This is a genomic window from Pseudomonas alkylphenolica (assembly GCF_000746525.1).
GTDB classification, from domain to species: domain Bacteria; phylum Pseudomonadota; class Gammaproteobacteria; order Pseudomonadales; family Pseudomonadaceae; genus Aquipseudomonas; species Aquipseudomonas alkylphenolica.
Window position 1 is genome coordinate 3,042,904 of the sequence record NZ_CP009048.1, and the last position, 12,524, is coordinate 3,055,427.

Consider the following 12,524-nt stretch of genomic DNA (forward strand, 5'->3'; position numbering starts at 1 on the left):
TCAAGTCCCGCGCCCATGCTCTCCTACACAGATTGTTACGGGTGCCCTTCACAGGGTGAAACGGGAAGCCGGTGAACCATGTGCTTTACTCTAAAGCCATGTCAGTCCGGTGCTGCCCCCGCAACGGTAAGCGAGTGAAGCGTCAGATCCACTGTGCCAGTGCGGCATGGGAAGGTGATGCTTGCAGGTCGGTTAATGCCAACCCCTCGCGAGCCCGGAGACCGGCCCGCAACTTACAGTGCGCGAATGCGCTGCTGAACCTGACAAACCCGCGGTGGGCGGGCGCTGTTGCAACCCCTGGGCGAGTTCCGTGCAGGGGTTTCTTGCGCTTGCCTGTTGCCGAACAACACCAAGAGGAAAGCGCCATGCCTATCAGTACCGCCAGTCACTCCGCCGTTACCCCGTCAAGCCTCAGTCAGCGCCTGCTGGTTGCCGTCGGTGCCTCGCTGCTGGGCCTGTGCCTGGTCTACTTTGCCGGTTTCTCGCACATCGAAGCGGTGCACAATGCCGCCCACGATACCCGCCACAGCGCCGCCTTCCCTTGCCACTGAGTGCCCTGCGATGATCAAGCGTATTGCCAGTACCGCAGGGTTTGCCGGCCTGCTGGCCGCCCTGCTGTTGACCCTGCTGCAAAGCTTCTGGGTCGCGCCGCTGATTCTCCAGGCGGAAACCTATGAAAGCGCAGCGCCTGCGGTTGAAGCGCATGAACATGCCCCTGGCGTGGCTGCCGATCACCACCACGACAGCGAAGCCTGGGCACCGGAAGACGGCTGGCAACGGGTACTGTCGACCACGGGTGGTAACCTGGTGGTCGCCGTCGGCTTTGCCCTGATCCTCGCTGCGCTGTATACCCTGCGCGCGCCAAACAGCGTGGTCAGTGGCGCACTGTGGGGCCTGGGTGGCTTTGCCGTGTTCTGCCTGGCGCCTACTCTGGGCCTGCCACCAGAACTGCCAGGTACTGCTGCAGCCGATCTGGCCCAGCGCCAGGCCTGGTGGGTAGGTACCGCAGCAGCCACCGCCGTCGGGCTTGGCTTGATCGTGTTCGCCCACAACTGGCTGCTTAAAGCGCTGGGCGTGGTACTGCTGGTGGTGCCTCATGTGATTGGCGCACCGCAACCTGAAGTGCACGAAATGCTTGCCCCAGAGGCGCTGGAAGCCGAATTCAAGGTCGCCTCCCTGCTGACCAACGCCGCGTTCTGGCTGGCCCTGGGCCTGATCAGTGCCTGGTTGTTCCGTCGCCCGAACCAGGCCTGACATGCACCTGTTCGTCGGCCTGGGTTGCCGACGGGGTTGCCCCGCCGACACCCTGGGCCACCTGCTGGAGCAGACCCTCAAGGCCCACGACTTGCCGCTGAGCGCAGTCGCGGGCCTTGCCAGTATCGACCTCAAGCACGACGAACCCGGGCTGCAACAACTGGCCCGGCGCCTCAAGGTGCCTCTGCTATTCTTCAGCGCCACACAACTGGCCGCCTACGAGCCGCGCCTGAGCCATCGCTCGGCCGTCGCCTACCAGCACAGCGGTTGCTATGGCGCCTCCGAAAGCGCGGCACTGGCGCTGGCCGAGCACCTCGCAGGCCCGGCACAATTGCGCGTTACCCGTACCCTATTGGCCGACGCCAGCCTGGCATTGGCTACAACCACAGGCTTTGGCGGATAATCCGCGCTTTCTCTTCAAGGACTCCGCATGACCGTCTATTTCATCGGTGCCGGCCCCGGCGATCCCGAGCTGATCACCGTCAAGGGCCAGCGTCTGATCCATCGCTGCCCGGTAATCATCTATGCCGGCTCCCTGGTACCGGCGGCGGTGCTCGAAGGGCATCGCGCCGAGACAGTCATCAACAGTGCCGAGCTGCATCTGGCCGAGATCATCGAGGCGATCAAGCAGGCGCACGAGCGGGGCCAGGATGTGGCCCGGGTACACAGCGGCGACCCCAGCCTATACGGCGCCATCGGTGAACAGATCCGCTACCTGCGCGAACTGGGTATTCCCTACGAGATCATCCCGGGGGTTACCGCCGTGGCCGCCAGCGCCGCCCTGCTCGGCTGCGAACTGACGCTGCCGGACATCGCCCAGACCGTGATTCTCACCCGCTACGGCGACAAATCGCCAATGCCCGCAGGTGAGCAACTGGCCGACCTCGCCCGCCATCGCAGCACCCTGGCGATTCACCTGGGGGTCAAGCACCTGGAGAAGATCGTCGAAGAACTGCGCCCGCATTACGGCGGTGACTGCCCGATTGCGGTGGTCCATCGCGCTACCTGGCCGGACCAGGACTGGGTGCTGGATACCCTTGATGGTATTGTCCAGCAGGTGCAGGCCAAGGGTTTTCGCCGTACCGCACTGATCCTGGTCGGCCGGGTACTGGCCAGTGACAGCTTTTCCGAGTCGGCGCTGTACCGCGCCAGCCATGCCCATCTCTATCGCCCCTGACAGAGGACCTGACCATGCTCGAATTGCGCCCCAACTGTGAATGCTGCGGTGGTGACCTGCCCGGCGACAGCCAGGATGCACTGATCTGCTCGTTCGAATGCACGTTTTGCAAGGACTGCAATGAGCGTCAGCTCAAGGGCCAGTGCCCCAACTGTGGTGGTGAACTGGTGAGGCGACCGTCACGGGCGGCAGAGAAGCTGGTGAAGTATCCGGCGTCGAGTAAACGGATCGTCAAGGAACAAGGCTGCCCGACCCACTGACAATTGGGTGGGGCAGATACCCCTGGTGGGAGCGGGCTTGCCCCGCGATGCGATGTGGCTGACGGGCCTCAATCGCGGGGCAAGCCCGCTCCCACAGCAAGCCCGCTCCCACCCGTGTTGCCTGCTCCGCTCATGGGGTTTGATACTGGCTCAGGTACTTGTCCAGGGTCGCCTTGTCACCGCTATCGTCGCCCGCCACTTGCCACAAGCGCCGCTCGATACCTTGGGCCAGCAGATGCCCCACCGCCGATTCGATGGCCGACAGCACACACAGCTGCGCCGGTTCGTTGGTGGTATAGCCGACCTCGGCTTCGAGCAGTTTCTTGAACTCGATGAACTTGAACACCCCGGCGCTGCGGCCGACCGAGTAGATGGTCTTGCTGGTCATGACGTTGGCCAGCACCTGACCGCTGCGCACATCCACGGCCCGCAGGTTGACCGACACCTGATCGACCCGGTACTCGCGGGAGATATCGATACCCAGGTAGCGCGCGCCCTCGCCGCCACTGCGCACGTTGGTGTCGTAGGCGATGATGCCGCCTTCAAGCATCAGGTTGGCCGCCTGCAGCGGTGGCAGTTCGCCCTGGATGTTCACCGGCGTGTCCGGTTTTTTCTGCGACGCACGGATGATCTTGCGCTCGGTCAGCAGGTTCTGCAGCCCTTCGCGCTCCAGCACCACAAACCAGCCGCTGGCCTGCAGGGCGTCCATCAGCATGCTCGCCGCGCCCTGGGTGACGCTGGTCGAGAACGAGCTGGCCGGGGTTGGCTTGTATTGCCCGGTCTGGTCACGGAAACCATACACCACCGCCATCAGCCGGCCTTTGGGCCGCGGCATGTTGAGCAGGTCGTAGTAGGTCGAAGCCCGCGGGGTCAGCGTCGGGCTTTCACTGTCCTGCTCGGCCGGCATCGGTTTGCGCAGGTTGCAGCCTTGCAGAACAGCGAAGATCAGCAGTGCGGTCAGAATTCGTTTCATGGTTGTCACTCCCCTTTGCCCCACCCTTCAAGGGTTCAGGCCGTTCACCAGAACTTCTGAAATTTCGCCTGTTGCACGGTCGGTGATCTGGATGGTCAAGGCCCCAGAGTCATCGAGCACGTTGATGATAAAGGCGTCTGTCTGCAGGCTGCCGGTGGTGCCGTTATTGATGTTGTTGAGCAATTGCGACAGCAGCCGCGACTCGAGCTGGCTGGTGAAGCGTTCCAGGGATGACGTACCGGCAAGCGCCGAGGCACGGTCCTTGATCGCCGGGTCTTCGTGGTCGTTCTGGGCCTGGGCGTTGTTGAGCAACCAGGTGCCGTTCAGCGGGTTGCCGCCAAATGCGGGGTTGATGGGGGTGTACACAAGTTCGGTGGCACCGGCCTGGCTGCCCAGGGCAGTCAGCAGAACCAGGGAGGCCAGGCGGCGGGTATTGTTGTTATTCATAGCTCGTCCCTCTCAAGATCGGTGGTGTCCTGCAGCAGCATCTGCAGCTTGCGCTGGATGATCTGCTCCTTGACCAGGTCAGCCGCCTCATACGCGGCGTCCTTCAGCTCGGTGGTGTTGGGTGGCAGAAAGCGCCGGTAGACCACGCGTTGTTCATACTCGACCGTCACCAGGCTGCCCCAGCGTGCGTCCGGCCGTTCCCGTACCACCAGGTTGAAATCCAGGCGGCTGGTGGCACGCAGCCGCTCGGCAAAGCTGTAATAGAAGTCGTGGCCGATGTGCGAGATGGTGTTGTCGACGATAAAGCCCATCATCTCGTCCTCGGCGCCGCCCCGGGCAGTGCCGGCCAGCAGCACCAGAGCCAGGGCGCAGGCGGTCAGTTGGCGGTTCATTGCCCTGCTCCCTGGGTCAGGCCCTTGCGACCACCGGCGGCGGATTCGGAGAAGGCTTTCTCGGCCACGAACTGCCAGTCGGAATAGTGTTCCAGGCCTTCAAAGTCCGACCACTGAGCGGCAAAGCCGGTCTGTTTCAGCGGCGTCAGATCGGACCGGCTATAGACTCCGGTGATACGTCCGTCGATGGAGCGCAGCAATCCCCAGTCGTCGCTTCCAGTGATCGGGTCGGGGTACAAGCGGCGCAGGTGGCGCTTGAGGTTGGGATAGCGCGGGTCCTCGAGCAGTTCGTCCAGGGTCTGCGGGTACTGGGCCAGGCCTGGCGAATCGCGATAGTAGCTGCGCAGCGCCTGAGCATACTGGCTACCGACCCAGAGCAGGTCGCGTTCACGTTCGCGCAGGGCCTGGGTCGACCACAGGGTGACGGTCGAGCCCAGCGCGATGCCGGTCACAGCAATCAGCAACAGCACTCCCAGGTAAGTGAAGCCCGCCTCGGCGGCGCTACCACTCGGCATATAAGCTGCCATCACGCGCCCTCCCGGTTGCACCGCTCTTGATATCGGCCACCGAACCACCCACACCTTCCGGTGGCGCTACCACCTGCCAGCCGTCACGGCGCTCGGTGATCGGGTCCAGCGGGGCGTTGCGCAGATAACGCTGTTCGACCAGTTGCTCCAGCGACTCGGGATATCGCCCGGTGTCGCCGTAGTAGTGATCCAGGGCTTCGCGCATCACCGCCAGGCTTTGCCGCAGGGTGGCCTCGCGCGAGGTTTCCAGGCTCTGGAAGTAGCGCGGCATGGCAATGGTCATCAGCGTGGCGATGATCGCCATCACCACCAGCAACTCGATCAGGGTAAAGCCTTGGTTGCGTCGCATGCTGGTCACCATTGTCCGTAGGCGATGCCGTTAAGGCCCTTGCCCGGCGCCTTGGAGTAAACGTCGAAGACGTCCTCCCCTTCACGCGGGCTTTGCGCCGAACTGTCGTAAGCACGCAGCCCCCAACCCCCTTCGTCGTCTTTCTTGTGGCTGAGCAACGGGTCGTGGGGGATGCGCCGCAGGAAATAGAACTTGGCCCCTTTGGCGCTGCGCACATCGCGCACACCGTCCACCAGCACCTGCAGGCTCGGTGGGTAACCGGTGGCATTCAGCGATTTCTCGATGTAGCCGGCGTCGAAGGCGCGTTTGTAGGCGTCGATGGCATCGCGGAGCTGATACAGCGCGGTTTTCAGCTCCTGCTCCTTGCCCCGGCGTACCAGGGTTTCGGTCAGCGGTGCGGCAATCGAGGCGAGCAACCCGAGCAGCGCCAGGGTCAACATCACTTCGATCAGGCTGAAACCTGCCATCGAGCGTTTCATGATTTAAGGCCTCACCGCAGTAGGCGCAGCGGCCAGCGGCTGCTCGTCGTCGACCTCGATCGGGCGATTGAGGTTGCGGATCTGCATGCTGGTTTCGGTGCCGGACGGGAACTCCATGTCCGACGGGCTCTGGTACGGCAGGTTGCGCACGATGCGCGGGGTAATCGACAGCACCAGCTCCGACTGGCTCTTGTCATTACGGTTGCTGCCAAACAGCCGTCCCAGCCCGGGGATGTCGCCGAGCAACGGAATTTTGTTGCCGCTGGCACCGTCGTCATTGCGTACCAGCCCCGCCAGCACCTGGGTTTCGCCGTCATGCAGACGCAGGCTGGTCTGGGCGTTGCGGGTGTCGACCTGAACCGGAATGGTGCCCTGGCGAGTCGGTTCCAGCGGCTTGGCGTTGCTGACTTCCAGGGACACCTTGATCGCTACTTCGTTGTTCAGGTGCACCACCGGGGTGACTTCGAGTTTGAGACCGACATCCAGGTAGGTGATGCTCTCGGTGATCACCGGTCCTTGGGTCGAAGGGACCGACGTGGCGCTGACAATCGGCACCCGCTGACCGATGTGGATACGCGCCTGCTCGCGGTTGCTGACGCGGATCACCGGGCTTGCCAGGGTGTTGATGTCGTTGTCCTGGGCGTTGATCTTGGCCTGCGGCGACGGCGAGATGGTAATGCGCGAGGAGTTGATGCCGCGCAACTGATCGAGCGTTTCCACGGACTTGCCGTCTTCGTTGAGCACCCCGAAGGTATTGGGCCACTGCAGACCGAGTTCGAGGATCCGCGAGCGGGCTACCTCCATCACTTCCACTTCCAGCACCACTTCCGGGTTGGACTGATCTTGCGACTGCAGCAGTTTCTCGGCCATGCGCACGGCGTCGGGGGTATCGCGCATGGTCAGGGTATTGAGGCGCTCATCGACGAACACATCGCGGGTCTTGAGCATGGTCTTGACCATGTTCAGCGCGGTGTTGGAATCGATGCTGGTCAGGTAGAAGGTGCGCATCACCAGTTCCTGGTAATCCTTGGTCTTCTGCGGCGAGTCCGGGTAGATCAGCAAGGTGTTGTCGTTCACCACTTTCTGGTGCAGCTGGTTCTGCTCCAGCAACAGCGCCACGGCATCTTCAATGCGCACATCGCGCACGAAGATGGTGGCCTTCATGTCCGGACGCATGTCCTTGTCGAAGATGAAGTTGAGCCCGGCCACCTGCGACAGCACCTCGAAGATGGTTTTCAGGTTGGCGTCACGAAATTCCAGGGTTACCGGGCGTTCCATCTTGGTCCGCAGTTGCGGGTTGGGCTGCGCGGTGCGGCTCTGTACCAACTCGATGTCCTTGCGCAGGGCCAGGCCATCCTGGTTCTGCGGATCGAGCAGGAGCACTTCGCGCATGTGCCGCTCGGCGCCAAACAGATCGCCTTGGCGCAGTGCCGCCTGGCCGAGGGCCACGCGCTCATTGATGTTGCCGATCTGTTCGATCTGGCGTACCGCTTCCTGGGCGCGGCGGTTGTTGGGTTCCAGGGTCAGCACTCGCCCGTAGCCCATGCGCGCCCCCGCAAAATCATGGCGGCTGCGGTCGCTGTCGGCCTGGGTCAGCAAGGCTTCAACCGACTGGCGACGCCCCTGGATCACGGCGATGTTCAGCTCGGTGTCGCGTGGATTCTCCTTGAGTGCCTCCTCGAGCATGGAGATACCTGCTTCGTATTGCCCTTCAGCGATCAACGCCTGGCCATCCTTGCGCACGCCACTGGTGCCGCAACCGGCCAGGGCAACGCAAAGTGCAAGCATCAGGTATGGCGCCTTGTTGCAGTGCCTGGACGAAATCATGGTGCGCTCCCTACAGACAAAGTCTGGGACAAGTGCAACGGCAGGTAGACCAGGCTCAGCTCCGTGGCGGAGATGTGCTCGATCCGGTAAATGTCATCAATCACGTCGCCACGGCGCACGACGTAGAGTTTCTCGCCGCTTTGCAGGAACACGCGTTGATCGTCGCGATCATCCAGACGGCCAACAAACTGAAAGGGCAGTGCCGGTGCGGCTGGAGGCAAGGCCACTGGCGCAACGGCAACCGGTTGTTCGGTGACCGTGGCCATCTGTGCCGCCGGCTTCCAGTTCTTGCTCGGGAACAGGTCGCGCAGCTTGAGTGCCGCAGGCTTGGCCGCCTGGGCAGCGGCTTCGCTGGCGGCGACGGCGGTCTTGTCGGCGGCGGCGACCGCGGTTTGGCTGTCGGCCGACTCGTCGTCGAAGAAGTATCCCGGTGCCCAGGCCAGTACGGCGGCAGCTCCGAGAAAGGCCAGCCAGGCCAGACGGCGTTGAGTATTCATCATGACCTCGACAGATAAAGGGTCATACGCAGGCGACCGGTCAGCTCGCTGTCGCCGATTTTCTTGCGCTGCAGGTCGACGTCTTCAAGCACCAGGGCCGGCAACTGGCCGAGCAAGGCATGCACGAAGCGGCGGATCTGCGGGTAGCTGCCGCGTACCGGCAAGAGAATCTGGTAGCGCGCCAGCTGGGTCTTAGGATCGACGCCCAGGGCGTACTCGCCGCGGGCCAGGCTGATGCGCTCGGCCTTGGCCAGGCTGTAGATGCGGTCGATGGCCACGGTGGCCTGAGGCTGGGCCGGCAGCTGTTTGTGGAAGTCTTCCAGTTCACGCTGAGGCACCTGCGGCAGTTTCAGGTCACCACGTTTGAACTGCTGCAACTGCGCTTGAGCGTCTTCGCTACGCAGCTGCTGCTGTTGCAACTGCTGCCATTGCGGCAGCACCACCGCTGCGCCATACAGCAAGGCCAGCAGGACCAGCGCACCGCCCGCCAGGCCAACCACACCCAGCTGCCGTGCACGCTCATGAAGAATCAGGCTATGGATGCGCATTGCCGATCTCCCAGGTGGCGGACAGGTTGAACTGCACAGGATGCTCGGCCTGTTTGGCCATGATTTCGTGATTGAGCAACGACACATCGCGCAGCTCGCCGCTGGCTTCCAGACGCTTGTGGAAGGTCAGCATGGCTTCCAGGTCGCGGGCCTCGGCGCTGATACGAACCTGGCCCTTACGTGCATCGGGGGTCAGGGTCAGTAGCGCCACGTCGTCCTGCGGCAGGGCTTCAAGCATGTCGAACAGACGTTCCCAGGGCCGCTGCAGCTGCTGCGAGACACTGCGCATCTGCGCCAGCTTCTCGGCTTGCTCGCGGCTCTGCGCCGGGGTCAGCGACGCGACGTGCTCAGGGCGCTTGCCCAGTTGCCGCTCGAACGCCTCCAGCTGTTGATCGAGCGCCGCCTGTTGCTGGCCGAAACCTTGTGCCAGGACCAGGGCGCCAGCCAGCAGACCGACACCGGCCGCCAGCAGCACCCAGGCCGAGAGCGCCGTGCGCCGTGGCTGAAAGTCCAGCTCCAGGCGGCGCATTTCAGGCCACCGCCCGGGTCATGCGGCACAGCACATCGGCTGTGTCGCCGCCCAGCTCGCACAATTGCACACCGTCCAGCGCCGGCGGTTGCTCCTGACGGCCCGGCGCATGCAGGAACACCGGCAGTTCGCGGTCCTGGGCATTGAGCTCGCACTGGCGGGCGATCAGTGCTTGCAGAGCGGCGTCACTGTCACTGCCACCCTGGGTACTGATCTGTTGCCAGACGCCGTTCTGTGCCAGCAGACAGACCGTGCGCTGAGGCTCGGCGAGCACGAAGAGGAAGTCGCTCTGCCCCAGCTGTTCGGCAAAGCGGTTATAGGCCGCCATCAGATACGGACGTACCGAGCGCAGGCGCAAACCAAGCTCACGGCAGTGGTCATGCAGCCGTTGCAACAACGCCTCTGGCACCGCCGTGGCGATCCGCGCAGCGCCAGCGGCCTCCGGCGACACCACCAGACGCCAGCCATCCAGGCTCTGCCCGTAGTGGGCCTCGAAGCAGGCGCGGGCGTAGTGGTGCAGCTCATCAGGGCGGCCGATGGCAGCGCTCCAGGGCACCAGGCAGAAGCGGCAGTACTGCGCCGACAGCAACAGCTGCAGTTCGCCGCCCTTGCACGAATGGTCAGCCAGCAGGCTGCGCAGCGTATCCAGGGCCAGGGTGGCGGCCTGGCTGCGCTCGGCGATAAAGCCCAGGCTGCCCAGCCAGTGTTGTTCCGTTCCCAGGCGTTGGCACAGGCCGACTCCCTGGGCGCCGAGCACGGCGATAAAACGATCAGGCGACAAATGTGACACGATTGATCTCCTCCAGAGTGGTCCGGCCATCGCGCACCAGTTCCAGTGCCGAGCTGCGCAGCAGGCGCAGGCCGCGTTGACAGGCCAGGGCCCTGATCTGCGCCAGGGGCCGACGTTCAACAATCATTTGCCGCAGTTCATCGTCCAGGTGCAGCAGTTCAGCGATCGCCGTACGCCCGCGATAACCGCTGCCGCGGCACTGGCCGCAACCGCTGCCGTGCACAAACCGGTAGTGGTCCACCTGCCCCGCTTCCAGGCCGGAAAGGCTGAGCTCTTCATCACTGGGCTGGTGGGGGCTGGCGCAGTGTGGGCAGACCAGGCGAATCAGGCGCTGGGCCAGCACCGCGTTGAGCGCGGAAACGAAGCTGTAGGGGTCGACCTGCATCTGGCTGAAGCGACCGATTACATCGAAGACGTTGTTGGCGTGGATGGTGGTGAACACCAGATGCCCGGTCAGCGCCGACTGCACGGCGATCTGTGCGGTGTCCGGGTCACGGATCTCGCCGACCATGATCTTGTCCGGGTCATGGCGCAGGATCGAGCGCAGGCCGCGGGCGAAGGTCAGGCCTTTTTTCTCGTTGACCGGAATCTGCAGCACCCCCGGCAGTTGATATTCAACCGGGTCTTCGATGGTGATGATCTTGTCCACGCCGTGGTTGATCTCGCTGATCATGGCGTAGAGGGTGGTGGTCTTGCCGCTGCCGGTGGGGCCGGTAACCAGGATCATGCCGTAAGGCTCGTTGGCCAGGCGGCGCAGGCTGCGCAGGGTCTGGTCCTCAAAACCCAGGGCTTGCAGCTGGACGCCGCTGACACGATCGGCCAGGTCCTGTTTGTCGAGCACCCGCAGCACCGCGTCTTCACCAAAAATGCTCGGCATGATCGAGACACGAAAGTCGATCTGGCGGGCGCTGATACCGATCTTGAAGCGACCGTCCTGAGGGACGCGCTTTTCACCGATGTCCAGCTCGGCCATGACCTTGATCCGCGAGATCACCTGTTCGGCGAACTCGCTGCCGCTGACCTTGCTGATACTGTTGAGCACCCCATCGATGCGGTATTTGATCACCAGGCCAGTACCGGTCACCCCCAGGTGGATGTCGCTGGCGTGCATCTTCAGGGCGTCATAGAGGGTCGAGTTGACCAGTTTGACCACCCGGCTCTGGTCTTCGCTGATGCTAGCCAGCGACAGGCTTTGCAGGGTGTCGAGTTCGTTGACGGCTTCGCTTTCGGTGTCCAGCGAATCGACGGCGTTAAAGCTTTCTTCGTGACGGGCAAGGAAGCCGGCCAGGTCGGCGGCCTCGACTAGGTACAGCGGTGCACCTTGCAGGCAGTCATCGATCCAGGCCAGGCGTGCAGTGTCGAAGGGGTCGGCGAACACGCCCAGGGCCTGGCCGTCATGTTCGAGGAAGAGGAATTCGCGCTTCAGGCATTGGGCCAGGCTGACCCGGTCGAACAGTGGCGTGGCGGCGAACAGCGCCTGGCTGTCCAGTACGGGGTAATGCAGGGTGGCGCCCAGACGGCAGACAAACTCGGCAGGGCTCAGGCCACTCAAACGTTGCAGAGTATCGAGCAGGCGCTCTGCGCTCTGTTCGGCGGTGACGCGTGCCTGGGCCAGCAATTCACGCCCGAGGGCTGCGGGGACGCATTCCTGGGGGGAGACAACAGCGAGCGACACGGTTTCCATGACTTGCTCTCCAGCGCGGGGCGCGGCAAGCCATGTTCAGGTTTGCTCGCGCGTTATTCCCCGGTGAGCAGTTGATCGTCGTCTGGTTCCGCCTGCCTCTCACCTTTACGTCGGCGATCTGCCAGGACCCAACTACCGTCGAACAACTGCAGGGGGAAACTCTCACTCCTGCTCTGGCGCCGTTCGACGAACCCTGTGTCCGTGTTGCCCTCGCTCCCGGTCTCTCGCTTGATGCCCATCAGGTCGTTGACTGCACGGGCCAGTTCCGCCAGCGGAAAAGGCTTGAACAGGATATGACTGACGCCCAGCTGGTTGGCACGCTCACGGACCTCGGCGGTCGGGTGGGCAGTGATCAGCACGAAATGGCAGTTCCTGTTCTTGCGTACAGCCTCCAGTACCTGAAACCCCTCCATGTCGGGCAAGCGATAATCGAGCACTATCACGTCGGGTTGGGTGCGCTCGGCTTCACCGATGGCACTGACTCCGTCGTAGGCAACATGGACGTTCAGGCCTTGCGCATCCAGGTAAGCCTGGATATTGCCCGCAAGGGTCTGTTCGTCATCGACTACCAATACTGTGTTAACCAAGATCGACTCCTTCAAGCACCACAGGCCCGGTTTCCCGGTCTGGCGAAGTGCGACCTTGTATAGGCTTACGCATGCTTCGTGCCAAACCAGAAACACCGCTTATCAATGTGCTATGTCGTTGATTCTTTAAGAGTAGACGCAAATGGGCCAAGGCCCCTCCCCCAATCCTGGGGGCCGGCTGGCGTTTTGCCTCCACTGGTATCC

Annotated in this window: 18 protein-coding genes and 1 riboswitch; of the genes, 5 read left to right on the forward strand and 13 right to left on the reverse strand. The window is 63.2% G+C overall.

Going from position 1 to position 12,524, the window contains the following annotated elements:
* The first annotated feature begins 22 nt into the window (after window positions 1-22).
* Window positions 23-244: riboswitch (cobalamin riboswitch) on the forward strand.
* A gap of 121 nt (window positions 245-365) precedes the next feature.
* Genes PSAKL28_RS13780 through PSAKL28_RS13800 form a run of 5 tightly spaced genes read left to right on the forward strand, consistent with a single transcriptional unit; the run spans window position 366 to window position 2,691 of the window.
* Window positions 366-551, forward strand: coding sequence for a CbtB domain-containing protein (locus tag PSAKL28_RS13780; protein WP_038611292.1), 186 nt, complete (start codon window positions 366-368; stop codon window positions 549-551).
* A gap of 10 nt (window positions 552-561) precedes the next feature.
* Complete coding sequence (locus tag PSAKL28_RS13785) at window positions 562-1,254, forward strand: CbtA family protein (protein WP_038611295.1); 693 nt, start codon at window positions 562-564, stop codon at window positions 1,252-1,254.
* Between the two features lies 1 nt (window position 1,255).
* The gene (locus PSAKL28_RS13790; RefSeq protein WP_038611298.1) at window positions 1,256-1,657 is read left to right on the forward strand and encodes a cobalamin biosynthesis protein; all 402 of its coding nucleotides are present in this window, start codon (window positions 1,256-1,258) and stop codon (window positions 1,655-1,657) included.
* 27 nt (window positions 1,658-1,684) lie between these two features.
* Window positions 1,685-2,431 carry a precorrin-4 C(11)-methyltransferase gene (gene cobM / locus PSAKL28_RS13795; RefSeq protein ID WP_038611301.1) on the forward strand — a complete coding sequence of 249 codons (747 nt, stop codon included), beginning with the start codon at window positions 1,685-1,687 and terminating at the stop codon, window positions 2,429-2,431.
* A 14-nt stretch (window positions 2,432-2,445) separates the two neighbouring features.
* On the forward strand, window positions 2,446-2,691 hold the full coding sequence (locus tag PSAKL28_RS13800) for a DUF1272 domain-containing protein (protein ID WP_038611304.1): 246 nt from the start codon (window positions 2,446-2,448) through the stop codon (window positions 2,689-2,691).
* 130 nt (window positions 2,692-2,821) lie between these two features.
* Here PSAKL28_RS13800 and PSAKL28_RS13805 read toward each other — a convergent pair whose 3' ends face one another.
* The 13 genes from PSAKL28_RS13805 to PSAKL28_RS13865 are packed head-to-tail and all read right to left on the reverse strand — an operon-like array spanning window position 2,822 to window position 12,320.
* On the reverse strand, window positions 2,822-3,664 hold the full coding sequence (locus tag PSAKL28_RS13805; RefSeq protein ID WP_038611307.1) for a CsgG/HfaB family protein: 843 nt from the start codon (window positions 3,662-3,664) through the stop codon (window positions 2,822-2,824).
* A gap of 27 nt (window positions 3,665-3,691) precedes the next feature.
* Complete coding sequence (locus PSAKL28_RS13810; RefSeq protein WP_038611310.1) at window positions 3,692-4,111, reverse strand: curli assembly protein CsgF; 420 nt, start codon at window positions 4,109-4,111, stop codon at window positions 3,692-3,694.
* The gene (gene csgE / locus PSAKL28_RS13815) at window positions 4,108-4,503 is read right to left on the reverse strand and encodes a curli production assembly/transport protein CsgE (protein ID WP_038611313.1); all 396 of its coding nucleotides are present in this window, start codon (window positions 4,501-4,503) and stop codon (window positions 4,108-4,110) included. Before csgE ends, PSAKL28_RS13810 begins: the two co-directional genes overlap by 4 nt.
* Window positions 4,500-5,030, reverse strand: coding sequence for a type II secretion system protein (locus tag PSAKL28_RS13820; RefSeq protein ID WP_038611317.1), 531 nt, complete (start codon window positions 5,028-5,030; stop codon window positions 4,500-4,502). Before PSAKL28_RS13820 ends, csgE begins: the two co-directional genes overlap by 4 nt.
* Window positions 5,005-5,379 (reverse strand): type II secretion system protein, encoded by a 375-nt coding sequence (locus PSAKL28_RS13825; protein WP_038616643.1) that lies wholly within the window; start codon window positions 5,377-5,379, stop codon window positions 5,005-5,007. The genes PSAKL28_RS13820 and PSAKL28_RS13825 overlap by 26 nt, the downstream gene beginning before the upstream one ends.
* 5 nt (window positions 5,380-5,384) lie before the next feature.
* Window positions 5,385-5,858, reverse strand: a complete 474-nt coding sequence (locus PSAKL28_RS13830) for a prepilin-type N-terminal cleavage/methylation domain-containing protein (protein WP_038611319.1) — start codon at window positions 5,856-5,858, stop codon at window positions 5,385-5,387.
* 3 nt (window positions 5,859-5,861) lie between these two features.
* Complete coding sequence (locus PSAKL28_RS13835; RefSeq protein ID WP_038611322.1) at window positions 5,862-7,685, reverse strand: secretin GspD/PilQ domain-containing protein; 1,824 nt, start codon at window positions 7,683-7,685, stop codon at window positions 5,862-5,864.
* Window positions 7,682-8,182 (reverse strand): hypothetical protein, encoded by a 501-nt coding sequence (locus tag PSAKL28_RS13840; RefSeq protein ID WP_038611325.1) that lies wholly within the window; start codon window positions 8,180-8,182, stop codon window positions 7,682-7,684. The genes PSAKL28_RS13835 and PSAKL28_RS13840 overlap by 4 nt, the downstream gene beginning before the upstream one ends.
* On the reverse strand, window positions 8,182-8,730 hold the full coding sequence (locus tag PSAKL28_RS13845; RefSeq protein WP_038611328.1) for a GspMb/PilO family protein: 549 nt from the start codon (window positions 8,728-8,730) through the stop codon (window positions 8,182-8,184). Before PSAKL28_RS13845 ends, PSAKL28_RS13840 begins: the two co-directional genes overlap by 1 nt.
* Window positions 8,717-9,259, reverse strand: a complete 543-nt coding sequence (locus PSAKL28_RS13850) for a PilN domain-containing protein (protein ID WP_038611331.1) — start codon at window positions 9,257-9,259, stop codon at window positions 8,717-8,719. Before PSAKL28_RS13850 ends, PSAKL28_RS13845 begins: the two co-directional genes overlap by 14 nt.
* Before the next feature lies 1 nt (window position 9,260).
* A complete protein-coding gene (locus PSAKL28_RS13855) occupies window positions 9,261-10,049 on the reverse strand; it encodes a hypothetical protein (RefSeq protein WP_038611334.1) in 789 nt (262 codons plus the stop codon).
* Window positions 10,030-11,733: a GspE/PulE family protein gene (locus tag PSAKL28_RS13860; RefSeq protein ID WP_038611337.1), complete on the reverse strand. Its 1,704-nt coding sequence runs from the start codon at window positions 11,731-11,733 to the stop codon at window positions 10,030-10,032. The genes PSAKL28_RS13855 and PSAKL28_RS13860 overlap by 20 nt, the downstream gene beginning before the upstream one ends.
* A 53-nt stretch (window positions 11,734-11,786) precedes the next feature.
* Window positions 11,787-12,320 (reverse strand): response regulator, encoded by a 534-nt coding sequence (locus tag PSAKL28_RS13865; RefSeq protein ID WP_038611340.1) that lies wholly within the window; start codon window positions 12,318-12,320, stop codon window positions 11,787-11,789.
* Window positions 12,321-12,524: the final 204 nt, after the last annotated feature.

Bases quoted from the DNA above. Each gene is read 5' to 3' on its own strand.
- PSAKL28_RS13780 (WP_038611292.1), top strand. From the start codon at position 366: ATGCCTATCAGTACCGCCAGTCACTCCGCCGTTACCCCGTCAAGCCTC.
- PSAKL28_RS13785 (WP_038611295.1), top strand. From the start codon at position 562: ATGATCAAGCGTATTGCCAGTACCGCAGGGTTTGCCGGCCTGCTGGCC.
- PSAKL28_RS13790 (WP_038611298.1), top strand. From the start codon at position 1,256: ATGCACCTGTTCGTCGGCCTGGGTTGCCGACGGGGTTGCCCCGCCGAC.
- cobM (WP_038611301.1), top strand. From the start codon at position 1,685: ATGACCGTCTATTTCATCGGTGCCGGCCCCGGCGATCCCGAGCTGATC.
- PSAKL28_RS13800 (WP_038611304.1), top strand. From the start codon at position 2,446: ATGCTCGAATTGCGCCCCAACTGTGAATGCTGCGGTGGTGACCTGCCC.
- PSAKL28_RS13805 (WP_038611307.1), bottom strand. From the start codon at position 3,664: ATGAAACGAATTCTGACCGCACTGCTGATCTTCGCTGTTCTGCAAGGC.
- PSAKL28_RS13810 (WP_038611310.1), bottom strand. From the start codon at position 4,111: ATGAATAACAACAATACCCGCCGCCTGGCCTCCCTGGTTCTGCTGACT.
- csgE (WP_038611313.1), bottom strand. From the start codon at position 4,503: ATGAACCGCCAACTGACCGCCTGCGCCCTGGCTCTGGTGCTGCTGGCC.
- PSAKL28_RS13820 (WP_038611317.1), bottom strand. From the start codon at position 5,030: ATGGCAGCTTATATGCCGAGTGGTAGCGCCGCCGAGGCGGGCTTCACT.
- PSAKL28_RS13825 (WP_038616643.1), bottom strand. From the start codon at position 5,379: ATGCGACGCAACCAAGGCTTTACCCTGATCGAGTTGCTGGTGGTGATG.
- PSAKL28_RS13830 (WP_038611319.1), bottom strand. From the start codon at position 5,858: ATGAAACGCTCGATGGCAGGTTTCAGCCTGATCGAAGTGATGTTGACC.
- PSAKL28_RS13835 (WP_038611322.1), bottom strand. From the start codon at position 7,685: ATGATTTCGTCCAGGCACTGCAACAAGGCGCCATACCTGATGCTTGCA.
- PSAKL28_RS13840 (WP_038611325.1), bottom strand. From the start codon at position 8,182: ATGAATACTCAACGCCGTCTGGCCTGGCTGGCCTTTCTCGGAGCTGCC.
- PSAKL28_RS13845 (WP_038611328.1), bottom strand. From the start codon at position 8,730: ATGCGCATCCATAGCCTGATTCTTCATGAGCGTGCACGGCAGCTGGGT.
- PSAKL28_RS13850 (WP_038611331.1), bottom strand. From the start codon at position 9,259: ATGCGCCGCCTGGAGCTGGACTTTCAGCCACGGCGCACGGCGCTCTCG.
- PSAKL28_RS13860 (WP_038611337.1), bottom strand. From the start codon at position 11,733: ATGGAAACCGTGTCGCTCGCTGTTGTCTCCCCCCAGGAATGCGTCCCC.